Origin of the sequence: Actinomadura violacea, from assembly GCF_017573465.1 — a bacterium.
GTDB classification, from domain to species: Bacteria; Actinomycetota; Actinomycetes; order Streptosporangiales; family Streptosporangiaceae; genus Spirillospora; species Spirillospora violacea.
In genome coordinates, this window is the sequence record NZ_JAGEPF010000018.1 from 39,340 (window position 1) to 58,376 (window position 19,037).

At 71.2% G+C, this 19,037-nt stretch carries 22 protein-coding genes; 2 read left to right on the forward strand and 20 right to left on the reverse strand.

Annotated elements, in window-relative coordinates; translation table 11 throughout:
• Positions 1 to 24 precede the first annotated feature (24 nt).
• The 12 genes from J4709_RS28325 to J4709_RS28380 form a co-directional block, all read right to left on the reverse strand.
• On the reverse strand, positions 25 to 795 hold the full coding sequence (locus J4709_RS28325; protein ID WP_208244857.1) for a hypothetical protein: 771 nt from the start codon (positions 793 to 795) through the stop codon (positions 25 to 27).
• Between the two features lie 256 nt (positions 796 to 1,051).
• Positions 1,052 to 1,351 carry a hypothetical protein gene (locus J4709_RS28330; protein WP_208244858.1) on the reverse strand — a complete coding sequence of 100 codons (300 nt, stop codon included), beginning with the start codon at positions 1,349 to 1,351 and terminating at the stop codon, positions 1,052 to 1,054.
• A 293-nt stretch (positions 1,352 to 1,644) separates the two neighbouring features.
• A complete protein-coding gene (locus tag J4709_RS28335) occupies positions 1,645 to 2,154 on the reverse strand; it encodes a hypothetical protein (RefSeq protein WP_208244859.1) in 510 nt (169 codons plus the stop codon).
• A gap of 124 nt (positions 2,155 to 2,278) precedes the next feature.
• Positions 2,279 to 2,866 carry a hypothetical protein gene (locus J4709_RS28340; protein ID WP_208244860.1) on the reverse strand — a complete coding sequence of 196 codons (588 nt, stop codon included), beginning with the start codon at positions 2,864 to 2,866 and terminating at the stop codon, positions 2,279 to 2,281.
• A 157-nt stretch (positions 2,867 to 3,023) separates the two neighbouring features.
• Positions 3,024 to 3,374, reverse strand: a complete 351-nt coding sequence (locus tag J4709_RS28345) for a hypothetical protein (RefSeq protein ID WP_208244861.1) — start codon at positions 3,372 to 3,374, stop codon at positions 3,024 to 3,026.
• Between the two features lie 165 nt (positions 3,375 to 3,539).
• Positions 3,540 to 4,136: a hypothetical protein gene (locus tag J4709_RS28350; protein WP_208244862.1), complete on the reverse strand. Its 597-nt coding sequence runs from the start codon at positions 4,134 to 4,136 to the stop codon at positions 3,540 to 3,542.
• Positions 4,133 to 5,137 (reverse strand): hypothetical protein, encoded by a 1,005-nt coding sequence (locus J4709_RS28355; protein ID WP_208244863.1) that lies wholly within the window; start codon positions 5,135 to 5,137, stop codon positions 4,133 to 4,135. Before J4709_RS28355 ends, J4709_RS28350 begins: the two co-directional genes overlap by 4 nt.
• Positions 5,127 to 5,576, reverse strand: a complete 450-nt coding sequence (locus tag J4709_RS28360) for a hypothetical protein (protein WP_504740144.1) — start codon at positions 5,574 to 5,576, stop codon at positions 5,127 to 5,129. The genes J4709_RS28355 and J4709_RS28360 overlap by 11 nt, the downstream gene beginning before the upstream one ends.
• Before the next feature lie 55 nt (positions 5,577 to 5,631).
• Positions 5,632 to 6,957, reverse strand: a complete 1,326-nt coding sequence (locus tag J4709_RS28365; RefSeq protein WP_208244865.1) for a hypothetical protein — start codon at positions 6,955 to 6,957, stop codon at positions 5,632 to 5,634.
• A 162-nt stretch (positions 6,958 to 7,119) separates the two neighbouring features.
• A complete protein-coding gene (locus J4709_RS28370; protein ID WP_208244866.1) occupies positions 7,120 to 7,407 on the reverse strand; it encodes a hypothetical protein in 288 nt (95 codons plus the stop codon).
• Between the two features lie 232 nt (positions 7,408 to 7,639).
• A complete protein-coding gene (locus J4709_RS28375; protein ID WP_208244867.1) occupies positions 7,640 to 8,914 on the reverse strand; it encodes an MFS transporter in 1,275 nt (424 codons plus the stop codon).
• A 4-nt stretch (positions 8,915 to 8,918) separates the two neighbouring features.
• Positions 8,919 to 9,401 carry a hypothetical protein gene (locus J4709_RS28380; protein WP_208244868.1) on the reverse strand — a complete coding sequence of 161 codons (483 nt, stop codon included), beginning with the start codon at positions 9,399 to 9,401 and terminating at the stop codon, positions 8,919 to 8,921.
• A gap of 282 nt (positions 9,402 to 9,683) precedes the next feature.
• Between J4709_RS28380 and J4709_RS28385 the strand changes: the two genes are divergently transcribed.
• Positions 9,684 to 10,544 carry a hypothetical protein gene (locus J4709_RS28385; RefSeq protein ID WP_208244869.1) on the forward strand — a complete coding sequence of 287 codons (861 nt, stop codon included), beginning with the start codon at positions 9,684 to 9,686 and terminating at the stop codon, positions 10,542 to 10,544.
• Between the two features lie 106 nt (positions 10,545 to 10,650).
• Here J4709_RS28385 and J4709_RS28390 read toward each other — a convergent pair whose 3' ends face one another.
• Both J4709_RS28390 and J4709_RS28395 read right to left on the reverse strand, forming a co-directional pair.
• Positions 10,651 to 11,382, reverse strand: coding sequence for a hypothetical protein (locus J4709_RS28390; RefSeq protein ID WP_208244870.1), 732 nt, complete (start codon positions 11,380 to 11,382; stop codon positions 10,651 to 10,653).
• Positions 11,379 to 11,543 (reverse strand): hypothetical protein, encoded by a 165-nt coding sequence (locus J4709_RS28395; protein WP_208244871.1) that lies wholly within the window; start codon positions 11,541 to 11,543, stop codon positions 11,379 to 11,381. Before J4709_RS28395 ends, J4709_RS28390 begins: the two co-directional genes overlap by 4 nt.
• 243 nt (positions 11,544 to 11,786) lie before the next feature.
• On the opposite strand from J4709_RS28395, the gene J4709_RS28400 reads away from it, so the two are divergent.
• Positions 11,787 to 12,113, forward strand: coding sequence for a hypothetical protein (locus tag J4709_RS28400; protein ID WP_208244872.1), 327 nt, complete (start codon positions 11,787 to 11,789; stop codon positions 12,111 to 12,113).
• A 109-nt stretch (positions 12,114 to 12,222) separates the two neighbouring features.
• On the opposite strand, the gene J4709_RS28405 is transcribed toward J4709_RS28400, so the two are convergent.
• The 6 genes from J4709_RS28405 to J4709_RS28430 all read right to left on the reverse strand — a co-directional run bounded on the left by J4709_RS28405 (position 12,223) and on the right by J4709_RS28430 (position 18,988).
• Complete coding sequence (locus tag J4709_RS28405; RefSeq protein WP_208244873.1) at positions 12,223 to 12,621, reverse strand: hypothetical protein; 399 nt, start codon at positions 12,619 to 12,621, stop codon at positions 12,223 to 12,225.
• Between the two features lie 372 nt (positions 12,622 to 12,993).
• Positions 12,994 to 14,232: a hypothetical protein gene (locus J4709_RS28410; RefSeq protein WP_208244874.1), complete on the reverse strand. Its 1,239-nt coding sequence runs from the start codon at positions 14,230 to 14,232 to the stop codon at positions 12,994 to 12,996.
• A gap of 341 nt (positions 14,233 to 14,573) precedes the next feature.
• Complete coding sequence (locus J4709_RS28415) at positions 14,574 to 15,938, reverse strand: alpha-galactosidase (RefSeq protein ID WP_208244875.1); 1,365 nt, start codon at positions 15,936 to 15,938, stop codon at positions 14,574 to 14,576.
• A gap of 241 nt (positions 15,939 to 16,179) precedes the next feature.
• The gene (locus tag J4709_RS28420; protein WP_208244876.1) at positions 16,180 to 16,848 is read right to left on the reverse strand and encodes a 2'-5' RNA ligase family protein; all 669 of its coding nucleotides are present in this window, start codon (positions 16,846 to 16,848) and stop codon (positions 16,180 to 16,182) included.
• 80 nt (positions 16,849 to 16,928) lie between these two features.
• Positions 16,929 to 17,894 carry an endonuclease/exonuclease/phosphatase family protein gene (locus J4709_RS28425; RefSeq protein ID WP_208244877.1) on the reverse strand — a complete coding sequence of 322 codons (966 nt, stop codon included), beginning with the start codon at positions 17,892 to 17,894 and terminating at the stop codon, positions 16,929 to 16,931.
• 212 nt (positions 17,895 to 18,106) lie between these two features.
• Positions 18,107 to 18,988 carry a helix-turn-helix domain-containing protein gene (locus J4709_RS28430; protein ID WP_208244878.1) on the reverse strand — a complete coding sequence of 294 codons (882 nt, stop codon included), beginning with the start codon at positions 18,986 to 18,988 and terminating at the stop codon, positions 18,107 to 18,109.
• Positions 18,989 to 19,037 lie beyond the last annotated feature (49 nt).

Sequence of the window (19,037 nt, forward strand, 5' to 3'; positions counted from 1 at the left end):
CGGCCGGCGCTCACGGTGGTGGTGTCAGTCCCCGGCGCCCCAGCCCGAACCGCGGCCGGGCGCCAGCGTGCGCTGCTGCACGAACCGCACCGGATAGGGCACCTCCAGCGGCTTGTGCTTGCGGCCGTCCGCAGGATGGTGCACGAGCCGACGTTTGTAGGCGCTCCACCAGTGCGAGGTGACGGTCTCGCCGGTGTCGGGATCGGCGCGGACGTCCTCGCCCACCCATCTCGACGGGGTGTCGTAGCGCTGGGTGGTCTCGATCGCGTAGATGTCGCCCTGGCGGAGGACGCGCCGTCCCGCCTCGCGCGCCTTGACGACCTCAGCGGGCGTGACCCACCTCAGCGCATCGGCGACGGCGGTGATCGCCCCCGGGACACGCACCGCCCACGGGCCCGCGTCATCGACGCCGCACAGGTACGACAGCGCCGCGGCCCGCGATCCGACACGGCGGGAGTAGTACCGCCAGCCGTCGACGTGCAGCACCACCATCCCGTCACGCCGGTCGACCAACGCCAAGGGCTCGCGGCGCAGCGCCGACGCCTTGAACCCCTGCTCGATCGAGGTTTCACCGCCGCGCCGTACGATCTCGGCCGTATACCGTCGGGTCAGGTGCTCCACCAGGCGCTCGTCCACCGAACGGGCACGCTCCCGCAGAGGGGCCCGAGCGGCGCGCGAGCGTCTCAGCTCGATGATCGCCGTTCGGGAACGCGCGCCCGGCAATCCCAATTCGGCAGCACGTTGCGCCAGCCGAGCCGGATCGGCGATCTCTGCCGGCGTCAGGCGATTGGCCATGCCACTTCCCTTCAGAGTGAGATGCGGAAATTCGGTTGATCGGCAGTCAGATAGGAGCATTCACGCCGATTGTTGTTCGCCCCGAGGGACTCAAGTGGGTCGCCCACGACAGGAGACGTCATATTCGGGAAGTCTCAAAAAAGGTTCATGCATGCAGACTGGTGGGCCGCCTACACGGCGGCCCACCAGTGCAATGCTCCTATCGAGCTACCGTGGCTCACTTGTTGACGCGGTGGCTCGATTCCGTACCGCGGCCCTACAGTTGATGGCGTCGGCGGAGCGGAATGACCGCAGCCAGCTCGGCGATCTGCTCGTCCTCAGACTGCTTGATCAGCAGTTTCCGCGTCTTGATCCTCAGCTTCATGGCTTCGCCGGTCTGCTTTCCCTGCATGACGTAGAGGGCCGCGGCCACCCCGGCGAGAGTGGCCGTCAACTGAGAGGTGCCGGTGCACCAGCCCAGCAGGAAACCGAGTGCGCCACCACCGTAAGGAGCAGCAATGGTCGCGATCACCGAATGGCGAGCGCGTGCATCGACGTATGCGAGGTACCGCTGCAACTCTTGGGCTCCTATTGTGATCTTGTGGGAGTTGATGGCTTTCCCCTTTCTCTGTAACGGGGGAGTAGCCGCTCGATTCTCGCGGCCTAGCGTGCTCCGTCCCGGCGTGCTGCCGGACCGGGCCGCCGGGGGCTGGCCCGCATAAGTGGAGCTTGCGGAGCGTTGCGGGGCGGCCCCCGGCGACCCAGGCTGCTTAGCCGGGACGGAGCACGCCAGGCCACCGCTGATCAGGTCCCCGGGGACGGGCACCGATAGCGCCGGAAGTTTCAATATGGATAGTTCGCCTTCGGGCGCTATGACCTCACTTCGCCGATCTCGTGGGTCAGGCCGTGCCTGGACAGGCAGTTCCACATCGCGACCTTCTCGGCGAGGAACCGGTCGTGTTCGGCTCGGATGTCGGCGATGACCTGCTCGGCGGAGCCGGGCTCCGGCTCGCGTTCGAGTTCTTGCAGAAGCTCGTGCGCGCGAAGCCCCAGCCGGCTGAAACCCTCGCTCTGCGCGATCTGCCTGGCGAGGTGGCGCAGCGGGTCTCGCAGGGACGCCAGGGCGTGCACGGCCATGTTGAGGCTGCGCGCGCGGGCGGCGTCGAGCGCGGCTTTGCGGACCTGGTCGCCGTGCTTGCGTTCGTCGATCAGGCGGCCTCGCTGCCAGTCGCGCAGCTTGGTGTTCTCGGCGGCGAAGATCCCCAGGTCCTCGCGGAGCCGACTGATCTCGGCGCGCAGCTCCAGGCCGATTTCGGGGAGATGGGACTCGACTTGGTCCAGGATCTCGGTGAGATGCTGGTCGCTGATCGGCTCGATCATCGCACTTGTCCGTTCTTGTCATCGGGCTGCGCCGCGATGGGGCGCCGCCGTGGGGCCGTATGAGGCTTGCTCAGCGGGACGGCCGGCCCCGGGGGGGGTCGGTCCCGGCGGGCAGCAGAACAGTTCACGCGCCCTCGTCGGTGGCCGGCGCCTCGGTCAGGTCCTTCCATGCCTCGCCGGTCCACACCTGCCAGATGTCCCCCTCCTCCAGCTCCTGCGTCTTCAGCTGCTCGACCAGCGCCCGATCGTGCGCGGCCTTGTATCCCGCGGGCGCGCCGTAGGGGATGTAGGTGGTGCTCAGCCCGAGCGAGGGGTCGAAGGAGCGGACGCCGCCCTGCCCAGTGGCGCCGATCGCGGCGAGCCACGTGCTGGTCTCGTACTCGGTCACGAGCGCGTCCGCCACGTATTCGGCGGGAACCTTGCCGGAGTCGGTGGCCCGCAGCCTGGTCACGCTGGCGCGGGCGAACTCGGCTCCCGCCACGAGTTGGTTCCAGAGCGCGATCCGCTCGGAGATGGCGGAGGCCGGCGGTCCGGGAATGAACCGGGTCTCGCCCCCCGTCCCCTCGTTCTCGATCGTCCCGACGATCTCCTTGTCCAGCTGCACCGTCGCGGCGAACGCCTCGCCGTCATGGGTTCGGTGCGCCGTCTTCCCGGTCACCCGCAGGCGCCCGTGGGGCAGCCGCAGCGGCGAGTGCTTGAGCTCGTACATCACAGGAAGCCTCCTTCGAGAAAGCAACAGAAAGCCCCCGGCATCCGTGCGGATGCGAGGGACGTGGCGGCCCTGGTCCGTGGAGTGTCTGCGGGGCCCTTCGCTGGTGAGAGGCATCGCCGCCCGGTCAGAGCGAACAGCCCAAGACCAGGGAGCGGTGTTAAGAGTCGGTGAGGACCAAGCCGATGTGGTCGATGACGTCCTGACGGGTCAGGGCGGCACCAGCGTTCGCCAGCAGCGTCCGGTCGCCGGATCCCGCGAGCCGCCTCCATCGTTGAGCGGCCTGCCAGACCTGCTCAGCCGTCATCGCGTCCAGCACCTGGATGCCCTCCGAGGCCATGAGCTCGGCGAGCGCGTGCGCTCGGGAGACGATCTCCTCGGCCGCCACCAGCCTTGACGCCCCGGCTGCACCCCGAGCCTCCAGCAGCGCCTGGTCATGCTCGTGCTCTTCCTCGTACATCCGCCGGATCTGGGGGTCGTGGATCGAGGACCAGTCCCAGGCGATTCCCACGTGTTTCTCCCTTCAGCTTGTTCGTCGTCGCCGTGTCCATCACGGCCGACGTGCTGCAATGCAGCCAGTGCCCTGTCGGCTGATCTGCGCCGCAATGGCGAGCGGCATCAAGGAGTCCAGCGATGAACCGCCGACCCGGCAGGGGAACGAGTCCGGGCCACGCCGTCAGGCAGCCCCATGGGCCGCCGCCCTCCGCGCGCGCGGCCGGGGCTTTCCGCCTGCCTTTTCCAGTTCGGCCAGGTGCTCGGCGACCGGCGGGTACATCGCGACGATCGCCGTGACCGCCGCCTGCCGGCTCGCGAAGCGTCCCAGCGACCCCGGGATCCTCGCGCCCGCCGCCCCGGCCGCTTGGGTCGCCGGGTAGGACAGCCGCGCCGCCCAGCTGTTCGGCTCGCTGAACGGCTCCTCTGGATACCAGGTGCCGTCGACCGTCACCACCCCGGACTTGGCCAGGTCCACCGCGATCCCGAGCTGCACCCCGTCGAAGTCGACGTGCGACCACTCCGGCGCCCAGCCGAACCGCCGGTACACCGCCAGCCGCAGCGGCGCCCGGTCCAACACCGCGTCCAAGGCCATCGGGAGGTGCTCCAGCGCGTGTCCGCGGCACAGCACCGTCTCGCGCTCGGGGCCGCGCGCCGGCTGGTAGACCGTCGCCGTCCACGTCGCGATGCGGTCGCACCGCACCGCCCGCCCCGTCTGTTCGTCCGGCTGCAGCGTCCGGCACCGCGCCAGCAGGGCCGGCAGGTCCGCCGCGGCCCTCACGACTCGGTCCCGTCCGCCGGGCCGGCGTCGGCGAGCGATCTCACCCGCTCGGGCACCTCCCGCAGGCTCGGCGGGAGGTCGTCCTGGTCCACCAGGTCCGCCGCGAACCGCAGGAACCTCCGCGCCTCCTGCAGCGACAGCCCGTACAGCTCCTCCCCGGTGAGCGCCATCGGGTCGACCCGCACGACCTCGGCCCACTCCAGCTGGTACGTCTCGACCAGGGCGCGGACCCGCGTCCCCTGGACCGTGTGCGCCAACGCCGCCACCAGGTCCTCCATGTCGAACTCGGCGGCGCCGGTCTCGATCCCCAGGTCGAACACCACGTTCACCACCTCGACCGCCCCGGCCTCCGGCGGGAGGCCTTCCCGCCGGCGCACTGTCACACCGGTCGGCGGCCGGCCCGCTTCGGAGCGGTTCGGCTGAGCGTCGGCGATGATGGCCTCCAGCTCGTCGAGCCACCTGCGCGCCGCCGCCAAATGAGCCCGGACCTTCCGGTTCTGGTCGTCGTCGAGGTGGCGGGCGCTATCGGTCGCGCGGGCGACGGCGTCCTCCAGATCGGCGGCGATGAGATCGAGCACGATCTCCAGCATCCGGGCGCGCTCGGCACGCGTCGGCTCATACCGGGGCAGCTCGCCGCCGGCAGAGACGAAGGACCGGACCTCGGCGTGCGGATCCATCCACTTGGCCAGATCGTCCTTGGGCATCTTGCCCTGGCCGACCAGGAGCGAGGCCGCCATGAACCGGATCGTCTCGCGATGCAGGTAGTCGTCGATGAACAGCCGCTGGAAGTCGGTCAGGTCACCGCGGACCCACTGGTTCGTCTCGCACAGCAGCTGCACCACGTGGGCGCGGATCTTGAAGTAATCCTGCTGCTGCCGGACGGCGGACTGCCCCAGCGCGATCCCCATCTGCCAGAGCGCCGCGGCGACCGCCGCCGCCCGCGCGAAGGTCTCCGTACGGTCGGCGTGGTCGTTCTCGCCGCCGTGCACCTCAACTGCCATCGGTCTTCTCCTTAGGGTCGTGTCGCTGTCCGGCGAGCCACCGCGCGTGCTCGGCGGGCCCGAGGTGGTCGTAGATCGCCTTGCCGATGCCGTAGCCGGCCGAACGCTGCTGATGGCCGCAGCCCTTGGTGCACTCCCACAGAGCCGCGTCGCCGTAGGGATCGTCGGGATCCCTGCTCCACCGGGCGTGGCCCGGCCACCCGGGAGGGCGGTGGTATCCCTGCGCGCACGCCGACACGCGCCGCGCCTGCATCTGGTCTTGGTCGCGGGCCATCCACGGATCCAGGCACGCTCTCGAGCAGAACTCGAAGCTGTGGTCGGGCCCGATGCTCTTCACCGTGTACCTCACGCGGTGAAGAGGGTCCAGCGGCCGGTCGCACACCAAACACTCGTAGGTCACGCTCTCCTCCGTCTCTCCCGCCGGAGAAGAGCTATCCATATGGATAGTTCTCCTCCGGCGGGACTCGTCTAGTTGAGGGGGTGGTTTCCGCTGCTCATCGGCTGGAGCTTCTCTGCCGTTGAACGTTTCGAGGGACCCGGTACACCGTCGTTCCAGGCTTGGCTGGCAGGTCCTCCCGGACGGTCAAGGGCCGGATGAACTTGGTCCGCCGCTCGAACGTGACGCCCTCGATGGCGCCGTCCTTGTACACCGGGCCCACGAGCCGGTCGTCGGCGTCGCGGATCCCGACCCGCATCCGGTACTTCCAGTAGCCGCGGCGTTCCTGCCGGTACTGCAGTTGCTTACCGGTGCCCGCCGGGCGCTTCTTGGCGGCCGGGGCGTCGGGTGCCCGGTAGTCCAGGACCCGGACTCCGTGGTAGGCGCCCTGCTGGGCCTGCTTGGAACGGTGGACGCGTCGCGTGTGCGCGCGGTTGCTCTCCCGCTTGCGTCGGCCGGGCGACCGGGGCGGGGACTTCCAGTCCTCCCACGACAGCAGACCTGCGTAGTTCCAGATCACCTCGGCGGCGCGGGCTCCAGCGGTCATGGGGACCGGGATGGGCAGCCATCCGTAGCGGCCGTTGCGCAGGGGCCGGGCCACGATGAGGAACGCCAGGTCGTCCACGGCGAGGTCATCGGTGGCGGCCATGAGCACGCCGAGCAGGAGCGCTTCGGCCGACAGCAGATGCCGTCGGCCGCCCTGGTAGTCCTCCAGGGTGTCGTCGTCCCCGGCGACCACCGACAGCGGGATCCCGTCGTGGAAGATCCAGGCGTACCGGGCCGGGAGGCGGATCTCTGAACGCCTGGCGGGCACCGGCGGCGTCGCGGTGGCGACCTCGACCGCGATGTCGGCCGGGACGAAGTGCGGCGTGCCCAGGTAGGCGTAGGCGGCCGCGACCGATTCGGTGACGCGGGCCTCGGCGATGGACCTTTCATCTGGTGTGCGGGGAGCGCCGTGCGGCGACATGAGCAGCGTCGCCATGGGCCAGCGCAGGGAGCCTGCGTCCGCCGGGACGTACCCGGACAGCCGGCACCGGTCGCGGAGCCATCGACGGCTGCTCATCTCGAAACGCACGTCGTTGCGGTAGCCCTCGGTGAACATGCTCACCAGTTCGTGAGCGAAGTCGACCGTCTCGCTGATCTTGTCGAGGCGGTGCAGGGGCGAGATCACCTGGGCGGTGACGGTGTAGGCGTTGTCGGGGAGGTCGTCGAGCGAGATCCCGAAGTCGCCGAGCCTGCGGCCCATGCCCGAGTCGGCGGCGACCCGCTTGAACGCTCGCGGGACCAGTTGCTCGGCCTCGTGGGGGAAGTCCTGCTCGGGGCCGAAGAGGAACAGCTGGTCGTCGTCGTTCAGATGCATCCATTCGCCCGGCTCGCGTGGCACGTCGGAGGCTCCTTTCCGCAAAGGAGGACGCCCCCTCCGACACGCGGTCGGAAGGGGCGTCCGAAGGGGGCTATCTGGTCCAAATGAGGGGCTGCCTGAAAGGCGTGACCGCGCCCAGGGCCTCGGATCAGGTCAGGTGGGCCCCAGGGGGCTGCGTAGCCATCACAGCCAGGGCGGCCCGCCGCTGTACCAGGGGATCGCTGCGGCCAGCGCGGTCGTGCAGACCTCATGGTCCAGCGGGATGTCGGGCTGGTTCAGGTAGGTCTTGGCGAGGGCCAGTGCCGGGGGGACGTCGGGGTCTTGGAGTCTGCGGTCCCGCTGGTCTGCCGCGTAGCGCAACCAGAGGGCGAGCATCGCCCATGTTCTGCGGTCGGAGCAGGTCATCTCGCGATAGACGAGCATGCGATCGGCGGCCTCGCGCAGAGCCGTGGAATCGGTAAGGGACGGCATGTGAAGTCTCCTGGTCTGCGGCAGCACATTGAAGGCGGGAAGCCCTCCCGGGCGCTGCCCGGCGATCGGCCGACCGCCTCACCGGGACGGTGGCCGCAACCCGGTCAAGAATTGAGCGCAGCGAAAGCCGGGTTGCGGCCACCGTCCCGGTGAGGCAGGCTCTCCCCGCCGGGCAGCACCCGGGAGGGCGTTGCCGAATTGCACTGGTGCGCGAAGGCCGGTCGATCCGTGTTCATGTGGCGATGGCGGCGACTTCAGGGACGGTTGGCGCCTCTGGATCCAGGTCCAGGCCCCGTACCTGCCGCAGCGCCAGCGGCGCGAGTGCCGCGACGGCCATGACGAGCGCGCAGGCACCGATGACGTGCTGGGCGCCGACGTGGTCGGCGCCGGCGCCCACCAGGAGGTAGGCCAGGGGGACGGGGACGCTCTCCACCAGCAACGCGTTGGCTTGGACGCGTCCCAGGAGATGGTTGGGGATCTTGATCTGGATGATGCTCTGCTGGGTGTTGGCGGCGGGACCGGCCATGAACGCGCCCAGCAGCATCCCACCGATCACGCCCGGCAGCGGCAGGCCCGCGCCCATGGTCGCCGGCCCGAGCGCGAGCATCGCGGCGCCCAGGCATCTGGTCCACCCGGCGCGGTGGATGGTGATCCGGCTGGCCAGCCAGGCTCCGGCCGCGCTCCCTGCGGCCAGGGAACCGTTGATCAGTCCCCAGTCCCGCGAGCCTGACAGGCTCGTTTGAGCGTAAAGGGGACCGATGATGAAGGCTGACATGAAAGCGCCCTGCACGAAGGCCTCGGACAGCGTCAGGGCCAAGAGCCAGCGGCGTCGGCGGAATGCCCGCCACCCGTCGATGAACCGCGCGGGCGGCGGCGCGGGAGTTGGCCGCTCGGCCGATGCTTCGGGCGGGTTTTGGGGGCGGGTTCGCGGGAGGCGGGTGAACCACCATGCGGAACCGATAAAGGACAGACCGTCCCAGGCGATGCACCATCCGGGTCCGATGCCGGCCACCGCGATTCCGGCGGCGGCGGGGCCGATCGCCGCGATCGCCATCTGCACGGTCCGCATGGTGGCGTTGGCGCGGGTCAGTAGCGTTTTGTCCACGACCAGGGGGAGGATCCTGGTGCCGGTCAGGTAGGACACGCTGGCGAAGGTCGCGCCGCCGGCGGCGACCAGCGCGAGCGTCAGCACGGTGGCGGTGTGGGTGAGGATCAGCGTCGCCTCGATCCCCTGGCACGCTGCGGCGCCCAGCTGCGATCCGATCAGCATCCGGCGCAGGTCGCCGGTGCGGTCGGTCAGGACCCCGACCAGCGGCATCAACAAAAGCCAGACCGTGTACTCCACTCCGAGGACGACGGCGATGCCGGTGCCGCCGCCACCGGACGCCAAGATCGCGAACGCGAGCGCGACCGGGGCGACCGCTCCGCCCAGGACCGAGGTGATCCGGGCCCCGAAGTAGGCGCGGAACCCGGGGTTGCTCCGCAGCAGTTCAAGTCCGCCCGCCACCCGGTTAGCTCCCCGTCCGGTCGTCCGATGCCGCGGCCCCGGCGTCAGGCGCGTCAGGCCCGGCGGCGGGCCCGGCTAGGACGGCCGTGACGTCGTCGATCTGAGCCGATGGGAAGAAGATCTGGGTGCTGGTGAACAGCCCGCGATGGTCGCGGAAGGAGAAGCAGTACCAGTGCTCGGGGCCGGGTCGAGGGGAGACGCGGTCGGTGAAGCGCGGGTCGGCCGCGACGGCGGCCAGGAACGCATCCGCGTCGTCGTTGCCGAGCTTGAGCCAGGCGTAGCCGGCGTAGTAGGCGCCGGTGCGCTCCCCGCCGGGAGCGCCTCCGTGCCGGCTGGCCTCGCCCATGTCCTGGCAGGACCCCAGCGTGGTCCAACCCCGTTTCCACAACTGCCGCACCAGCGGCAACACCGCGATGTCGACCGTGATCGGTGCGCCGTCGGGAGCGGTCACCTCGGCCGCGGGATGGAGTTGGACGAGCTCGGTCATCAACCATCTCCTCATCCTGCGGCCGTTGCGGTGCGCATCCCCAGTGTCGTTGCGGGGACCGACGTGCGGGAGGCAACGACACATCGCTTCCGGGGAACAGCGCCGTGACCTACGGTGGTGGATGACTATGAGGTCATGGCGCGGCCGGAGAGCGCGCTGGTTTTCTGTCCCCGCGGAGTCGAACGGCTGTTGCGTCTTGCGACGTGAACGCGAATGGCGTTTCGGGGCCAATGCCGGTGTGTCCCTGTTGGGCTTGTGTGCTCGGGCGTACGGTGGCGGTCTATGGCGATTGATGACGACCGGTTCGCTTGGGAGTTGGATTTGCCGGTGGCCGGCCTGGACCGGCCCTGCCGCTATGTGTGGCTGTCGTCGATCTCGGCCGGCTGGCAGCTGATCGGCTGGGTGCTCCAGCAGGTCGATCTGCTGCCGCTGTCGCAGTCCCTGGTCGATACGGCATGGCGCATCGAGCCGGAGGTGTTCGACCGTGTCCTGGCCACGATGGCCGCCGCGGTAGCCGAGCAGGCGTGGCAGCAGCGATCCACGCCGAGCGATGCGACACTGACCGGCGTAGCAGCGCAGCTCGATCGGATCGCCGACCTGCGCCACCTGGAGCATTACGGCGACAACGACCCTCCCGACGACCTGCTGCCGATGCTGGTGGCCGCGACGCCGGACGAACTGGACGGCTACGCCGACATCGCCCGCCGCATCCTGGTGGAGCACGCGGCGGCGCACACCGCGGCCCTCGCGGACGGCGCAGGGCTCACCAGGGCCGTGACGGTGGGGGATCGGCTGCCGTTGTGCCCGCATCATTGGGGTCCGGCGACACTGACGCACCGCACGCCTCGCCGCGTTCGGGACTCGATGATCCGACCGGTGCCGCCCGAGCGCCACATCACCGTCAGCAACACGATCTGTGTCAGTGAGGCGGGAGATCTGGTGCGGTGCCCGCGGTGCGGAGCGACCCACGGTCTGATGCTGTCGTCGGAGGCCGGCGGCTGGGCGGTGACCGTCCGGTGCACCAACGGGCACAGCTGGCCCGAGCCGCGGCTGTCCTCGGAGAATCTGGGAGAGTTGTTCGCGCGCATAGAACAGGAGGAGAAGGAGGAGACCGACTCCGACTCCGAGGGCACCGGTTCTTGACGGCACCTGGTGCGCTCCAGGTGGGGAGGGCTCGCGGCGGTTCATTCGATGCGGGACTGCTCGGGGTGCACAGGCATGTCTCCGCCGCGGCGGGCAGCGGCGCGGCTCAGTACTCGTGGTCCCCGGAGGCGATCGCGGCGAACACCTCACCGATCGACCCGAACCCGGTGAAGAACTTTTCGGTGTCCGCCAGGTCCTCGAGGAAGCCGGGAGCGTCGGCGAGCGCGTCGTCGGAGTCCAGGGCGCGGGCCCAGCGCTCGGCGAGTGCGGCCAGCTCGTAGCAGGCGCCTAGCAGCCCCCCGAACCCTCCGCCGGATCCGTCCCGCCCTGCACCGTCCCGCCCTGCACCGTCCCGGCCTGCGCTGTTGTGTCGTGGGCTGTTTTCGGGTGCCGGCGGGGCGGGGACGGGCTGCGGGTGGTCGTTGAGGGTGACGCCGGTGGCGCGCCCGGCCAGGCGCAGGATCCCCGCCCAGGCGGCCAGCCGGGCGGTGCGTATCCACAGCGGGTCATCGGTGTGCGGCGGCAGGGTGCGGGTGGGGATGCGGGCCGCTGCGACGATGTCGGCGGCGACCTGCTGCTCGGCGGGGGTGGGTTCCCACCGCCCGGTCTGCAGGTCGTGTACGGCTCGGGCCGCCCGCGAGCGGACGGCCTCCGCACGGTCGCGGTACCCGGCGTGGTCATGGAGGTCCAGCACGCCCGCAGTCTGGCAGATCCCGACCGGTCGCCCGCGCCGGTAGCCCGCTGCACCGGCGATGACCGGAGTTGCGGCCGCCGGTTCGGTGAGATCGCCGGCCTCGATCGGCTGGTCGGCGGTGACGTCGTCGGCGAAGACGTTCACGTCGCCCGCCCGGTGGCTGAGGTCTGGCGCGAGCTGAGGATCTCGGCGCAGGGGCTGCATGCCTGGACGCGGGCGGGGAAGCTGCGGCCGGCCCGCGCGGCCAGCACCGTGACGGGGACCTGCCCGACGTGCAGGCACTGGTCGCGGGACTGGGGATGCACGGAGTAACACAAGCATCCGCACCCCGGGCCCTCCGTCTCTGGTCCCTCCGTCTCTGGGGTGTCTGTCTCTGGGGTGTCCTGAGCCGTGGTCATGCTGATGATTGTGGCGGCCGCCACCGGCGATGGTGCGCTGTTTCGCGGCGGGGAACACCACCTGGGAGCGGAGCCGGTCCGCCGACCAGGGCCCGGTCCGCTGAGCGTCAGGGGCTTCTCCGGCCTTGGGCGCTGGGTTATCGTCCGGTCATGGGCGAGGGGACCGACTCCGGTGGTGGCGGGGCACGTGAGGTGAGGGTCGTGGAGATCGCCGCGCGCGTGGTGGAGGCGCTGCGCGCGACGGGCAACTACCAGGCCCGCTACGACAACGACGAGGAACGCGCGGTGCTGCAGCAGGCCGCCCGGATCGCTCGCGCGACGGTCCGGCCGCGTCGGATCACCGCCCGCACCACCGCCGGCGTCTTCTACGCGGTGTGGAGCGAGCCGACTCCGCTGGAGGACGAGGTGCGCTGGCACCAGATGGTCGAGGCGGTCAACGCCGTCCAGCCCAAGAACTGGCGGCAGCGCCGCCCGTAGGCAGTGCCCATAGGCGGGCGGCCGGAAGGATGCGCTGCCTCAGCAGTAGCCGGCGTGTCGGAGCTGCACGTCATTCATCGCCCGACGGCCGGTGTGTCCTCGATCCGGATCACTTCGGAGCGTCGGTGCCGGGCGGTGCCGGGCTTTTCGCGTGCACCAGCAGGACGGCGCCGTACCGGTGACCGGTGGGGTTCTCGCGGTCTTCGGCGTCGTCTTCGGTGGTGGGCTGGACGGTGAAGGCGAAGCCGTTCGCGGTGAGGACCGCGGCGATCGCGCCGATCATCACCGCCGCGATCGGGTGGCGCCCCGGTTCCTCGTCGAGGAACTCGTCCACCGCGTAGAAGACCTCGACCTTGTCGCCGTGGCCGCGCAGCCGGAAGCCGCCGTCCCCGAAGCCCTCCGGGTGCCGCGGCTCCTTCCCGGTCTCCAGGCCCTTGAGCCCGGCCACGTCCAGCGCCGCCCAGACGGCCGTGGACAGTTCCTGGCCAGCGGGGGTGTAGAAGCCCATGGCGATCACCGTAGCCAGCCCGCCCGGTTCGCTGTCGGCCGCGGCTGACGATCGCCCTGGTTTCGCCACGTCCGCCGCGGCGTTCAGGCGCTGCAGCTCATGCGGCTCTGGCTCGCGGGGGTATACCCGCGGGTCGAGGTCGCCGACCTCGGCCGCCCCGGGCCGGGCGGGGCAAGCAGCCCACCGGCACCGGGCCGCCGACCGGACCTGCGCGCCGGCGGAGGCGTGCTCGGGGCCGCGAGGACGTGACTCCTTGGCGAGGGCGGATTCCTTGGTGAGATGGGGCGCCTGCCCGCGCCCGGCGCCGGCTCCGGCGTCGTTCAGCGTCTGCCTGCGCGGACGGATGCTCCCCGGGTCTGGGCGCGGGCCTACCTAGCAGGGGTCGAGGGGTTCGGGGGAGGGGGCCATCCGCAGGAACGCGGTGACGGGCACGTCGGTCTGGTAGCTGTGGCCGGCCGGGCAGCGGGCGGTGACCTCCTGCGCGCCCGGCAGCAGCCGCAAGACGACGCCGCGGCGGGCCTCGCATGTCGGGCAGTGCACCTGGTGCGGGCGGCCGTGGCAGAGCGGGACGCCCTCCTCCTGCTGGTCCGCGGAGGGATCGCTCACCCACCAGGTCTCGGTGAGCAGCACCGACACCTCCTCGGCGCGCAGCAGGCACCGCGGGTCGCAGACGCGGGCGCTGTCGGGGGCGGGTGCGGCCAGCACGACGGGGCTGGGGTCGGCCGGAGTCACCGGCCGGCCCTCTCGCACCGCCGCAAGGCGGATGGGGGGAGCCGGATCGGCGATGGTCCCGAACCGCCGGTGCACCCGCTCGGGCAGTAGCGCCAGCAGCCGCAGCGTGTTGCGGTGCGCGGCGAGGCGACCGTCCCGGTAGGCGCTCTGTCCGCCGACGTCGCTGACGGCCGGGACCGGCCAGGGCGTGACCAGCCGCGCGCAGGCCCGCAGCACCGTCACCCGAGTACGCAGCATCTCGGATCTGAGGTCGCCGTAGCAGTAGTTCACCAGCGAGCCGTCCGGGCCGCCGTCCTGGGGGCCCTTCAGCTCGCCGTAGAGCGGGGACCGCCGCGACGGCACGAGGTTGAACAGCCGCTCGATGTCGGCCGCCAGGCAATCGTCGTCCACAGCGTGGAACGGCCGGCCGCCCAGGTTCTGCGTCAGCTCCCGGGTCATGGCGGTCGGGACGGCAGCGACGTAGTACACCTCGGCGGTCGCGCTGCCGTGGAACAGGTCCGTCACCATCTCCGCCAGCAGACCATCGGAAGACGTCAACAATGTGACCTCCACGTCCCCGCGACGAGCCCGGCCACCAACTGCACCGACACCAGCACCGGCGCCGGTGCTGGTGTCGGTGTCGGCGGGCCACAACGCCGTCGGTCCGGCCGCCGCCTCGAACCCCAACTCGCCCAGAACCCGCTGGACGCGGTCAGGAGCCTCGGCGTAGCCCAGATCGTCCAGCCGCCGGGCACGAGCCTCCGCGCGGACGGAGTTACCGTCCCGCAGCACCTCCCGCGTCCAGTCCGCGGCCACGGCCCAGACCCGCCGCGGATCGGGATCGCCTACCGCAGCCTCCCACCGCGCGCCGTGCCCATCGCGGCGCATCAGCGCGGCCACCTGCCCAAGGTCCTCCCGGCACCACCCTCGGCCCATCCCGTCCCGTCCCCCTCGGCTCTATCCGGGCACATGGGCCTGCTCGCGTCCCGAAGCATCCCGCGGCCGCAGACCACTTTGCTCCCAGAAGACTCCCGGGCTCAAGGGCGCTCGGATGCCTCCAGCGCCACGACGCAGGAGGGCGAACCCAGCGCACCGTTCCTGGCGCGGCGGCGGCCCCGGCCGCGGACCGGTCGGCGGCGCGGTGCGAGGGGCGGGCCCTGCTCGACCGTGCGGCCCGAGGCGACCGCCGCACCCCCGCCGCACCCCCGCCGCACCCCCGGCCGCGCCACCGCCGCGCCTGGTCAGCGGCCTCGGGCGAGCACTGTGCGGGTCGTTTGGACGCCCCAGTCGTCGAGTTCGTCCAGGCGGTCGCCGCTGGCGCGCACGTTCCGCGGCAGCGCGTCGACGTGAGCGGCGATCTCCTCGCGCCCTTGAACCTCCGGGCCGACCATCAGCACGTCGGGGTCCGGGCGGGTCAGATGGGCCAGGTGCGCGCGGGCGGTGCCCGTCAGCACGGCGGACCTGCCCGCGGGCTGGGACAGATCCCCCTCGGGCGGCTCCCACACCGGCCCGTTGTCGGGACTCACCCGGTATGCGGTCAGACCCGCATGGACCGACGCCAACGTCGGGTTTCCGCACCCCAGCAACACAGTTTCCGGGCCGGCCGCGTCCCGGATCAGCCGCAGCGCCTCCCGGTAGGCGGTGACCGGGCCGACGCCCGAGGCGCGCCGCCCGGGCAGCGCCCCGGTCCACAAAAAGTCGAGCTTGAGGACCTGGAACCCGGCCTCGACCACACCGGTGATCAGGCCGGTGAGCAGGTCGGCGCCCGCGGGACTGGTGGGATCCAGCACGCGGACCCGGCGCGCCGTCCCGAACGGCGCGTCCACCTCCGGGACCCACGCCTCAGGGTCGGCCCGGACCGCTTCGGAGTCGACCTGCGCCAGGGTCGGGCACAGCCACAGCCCCGGGGCGAACCCGCGGTCGCCGACCCTTGCGGCCATCGCCTCCAGCGAGCCGAGGTCGGCGCGGACCGAGGTGCGCCAGTCGCCCAAGGTGGCGAAGTACCCGTCGTCCCACAGCAGCGACTCAACCGGGAGTTGGTGCCGGCGGATGGTGTCCATGGTGGCCTGGACCGCGGCGTGGTCCACGCGCCTGCGGTAGGCGTACCACGAGCACCACAATGGCGGCACCGGCCGCTCGTCGCGGGCCGTCCAGCACTCGCCGCCCGGCGCCCACCGCGGCCCCCAGGTGTCCGGCCATGCCGCCGCCCAGGCGTCGAGCGCACGCCGGATCGGGCCGGGGAAGCGTTGGCGGGTGCACGGTCCGTCGGCGGTGATCCGGTAGGTGCGCGCCCCGTGCGGGGTGGCGCGAACGACCGGGATGTGAGCCGGGTCGGGCGCGGCGTACACCATGACGTCGTCGCCGACGCCGGGGTCGAGCGCCAGCAGGCCGCCGTCGGACTGGACGGTCCCGGCCGCATGCATGCCGGGGTCGCTCCAGGACGCGCCGCGCCGGTAGAAGTGATCGTGCAGGCGCTCGTCGCCGGGCCGCGGACCGTTCTGCCGCCACCGGGTCACCAGGCTCGGAGACCAGCTCTGCCAACCCTCGCAGTACACCTGAGCGACGTCGGGATCGACCTCGACCTCGTCGAGCACGATGTCATCCAAAGCCTCTCTCCCTTTCCTTGCGATCAAGCCGCCGGCCCCCGCCGCTTGCGGGTGAGGCAGCAGACGATGCCTTCTGAAGGCGCGGCGGGCGGCCGATCACCGCGGACCGACCACCGGCCCCCGCACCGCGCCGTATCGCAACGGCCTGGGGCGGCGGGAGGCACGGGAGGCGCCGCGACCGGGCCGGGTGACCGTGACAGCCGGGGCCGCGTCCGGACGGTCGGACGCGGCCCCCGGGGCGTCACGACGACGGCGAAGCGCCGTCGGCCGCGGCGCCGCCGCCGGTGTGGCCGAGGGGGATCTCCGCCAGGACGCTCCAACGGATCTCGCGCCGATCGTGGTACTGGCCGACATACACCAGGCGGTCGGCGCGCAGGGTCACCTCGCCGCGGCCGTGGTCGCTGAGCCACGCCTTCAGGGCGGCGCGGTCGACGCCGGCGGCCTCGGGGCCGGCGGCGTAGCCCAGGCTGACGTGCGGCCAGTAGGTGCCAGGGATCCACGGCCACCGGTCGCCGACCACGGCCCGGGTCTGCTGCCAGGTCATCTCCCACAGCGCGCGGGCGGGCGGCCCGGGCCGCCCCAGGCACTCGATCGCGACGTTGCCGGGGGACGGCTGGCTGAAGGTCACCGTGAACGGGTCGATGTCCGCCGCGCACACCCGGACCCCTTCGATGATCCGGGCGATCTCCACGGCGCTGGCGTCATCCTGCGGGCCGGAGTGCAGGACGGTCATGTGCAGCCACTCGGGGGCGACCGGCTCGATACCGGGCCGGTGCGTCAGTTCGGTGTAGGGGTCGGTCAGCGCCGTCCGGACCTGCTCGGTGTCGAACAGGACGTGCCAGTGCAGGTCGGCGCGTCCGGCGGGCCAGGCGTCCTTGCGGGACTCGACTCCGGCGAAGAAGTCATCCATGATCTGCTGCCCTTTCCCATGAGGGGTGTTGTGGCTCTGTGAAGGAAGGTCGTTCGGGAAGATCGGGGATCGGGGAACGGTCAGACGTCCAACTCCACGCTGATGCGCAGATGGTCGCTGTCGGGATGGTCGGGGTCGGCCGGCTGGTGGACCTGGTAGGAGGCCAGCCGGTCGGCGAACGGCTTGTTGAGCAGGATGTGGTCAATGGCGCAGGCCTGGCGGCCGTCGGGGCGGGGAAGCTGGGTCGGGCTGGTGTCGCCGGCGAGTTCGGCGGCGTCGTAGAACCCGACGCCTCCGACGCGGCGGCCCGGCTCGCCCGGCCGTCCCGGTCGCCAGATGCCGCACAGGTAGTCCAGGGCGTCGGCGTCGGGGACGTTCTCCTCGGCTCCCGCGAGGGCGGGGGACCACCGGGTGCGCCAGGCGGGCCGCCACGGCTGCTCCGGCGGGTATATGGCGGTGTCGTTGAGGTCGCCGGGCTCCCAGTCAGGCCCCGACAGGGTGGTGTTGAAGTCCCCGGCGATGGCGCAGGGGATCTCGGTGGCGGCCAGGCGCTGGAGCTCGCGGGCGTCGGCCAGGCGCTGCTGTCCGCTGAAGATGTCGCCGTGCACGGCGACGATCCGGAACTCTTCGGTGCGGCCGGGCAGGCTGCCCACCAGCATGTTGCGGGTGCGTGCGGCGAAGTCGGGGGCGGTGTCGTCGTACCAGCGGTGCACCACGATCCGCTGCAGGTCGACGAAGACGACCGGGGCGAAGGGGCCCCATTGGCGCGGCAGGCTGCCGATCAGCGGGGTGTAGGTGGGGCCGCCGGCGGCGCGCAGCGCGTTCGCCGCGCCCCACGCCGCGGCCGCGCCGCTGAACCGGTAGTAGTCGCCCTCACCCAGGACAAGCACGGCTGGATAGCTTCCGGTGCTCATGATGCGCACCAGGCCGGTGAAGTCCCAGCACGTCCCGGACAGGCTGATGAGGTCGTTGGCGTAGCCGATGCCGTCGGCGGCCACGCGGCCGCCGTGCTCGTAGTTGATGTAGTCGATCCTGAGCCTTGTCACGGTGGTTCTTGCCTCTCCTTGCTGTCGTCGGCCAGTGGATCCGGCGGACGCTGGGACCCGTTCGGGAATGGCGGGCTGGGCGGGTGACGCATGGCTCGCTATTCGTCCTGGCCGGGCATGACCGGGTCTGCTGTTCTTGAGGCTCGGTGCTCTCCTGTGTTCCGGTAGGGGATTTTGTTGTTCACGGGCCAGCGGCAGCCCGACGAGGGCTTTTAGCGGAGCCGCCATTTTCCGACCGCATGTTCGATGAACTGTTTCGACTCCGCCGGAGGCAATGCATAGTCCTTCATGGCGTTCCAGGATTTGCGGTAGAGCTGCGCGCCGTCCCCGAGGTACAGCTCGGGTGAGGCCAGGCCGTCGAGGTAGGCGATGTCGGTGAGGCCGAGCTCGCCGGCGAACTCCAAGACCGTGAACGACTCCCCGAAGACCGGTCTGCGAGCCATCTCCAGCGGCAGGATCCGGATGTCGACGTTCGGGAGCTCCGCCTGCTCCAGCAGGTGCGTCATCTGGCTCTCCATGACCGTCGGGTCGCCGACAGCGCGCCAGAGCGTGGATTCGTCGATCACCGCGGCCAGGCGCAGCGGGGCGGCCGGTGGATCGGCCTGCGCATCGGTCTGGCGCAGCCGCTGCTGCCGGTGAAGACGCAGCTCCAGGCGGCGCGCCACCTGATGCGGGGTGGCCACGCCGATCGCCTGGCCGCTGTCCAGGACGCAGTGCGCGTAGCTTTGGTGCTGCAGCAGCCCCGGGACGGCGGCGAGGCTGAAGGTCAGCGCGGCCCGTGCCTGGGTCTCCATGGCGAGGTAGGCGGCGAAGGTCCCTCCGGCCACATCGCCGTAGTCGTGCGCCCATCCTCGGCTCGTCGGCGCCTGCAGCGCCAGCAGCGCGTCTCGTGCAGGCCCCTGCACGTGATGCGCATCCAGGAGCAGGCGAAGTTCACCGGCGCCGATCCCAGTTCGGCCGTGTTCGATTCGGCTGAGCTTGTGAGTCGGCCAGCCCGCCTGAGCCGCGACCTGCGCGATGGTGCGGCCCGACGTGCGTCTGATACGGCGCAGTTCATTGCCGAGGCGGCGCCGGTGGACGGCGGCTGCGTTCACGATTCATCGTCTCCGCTTGGTCGGGGGCGGTGGAGTGGTGGAGCGGTTC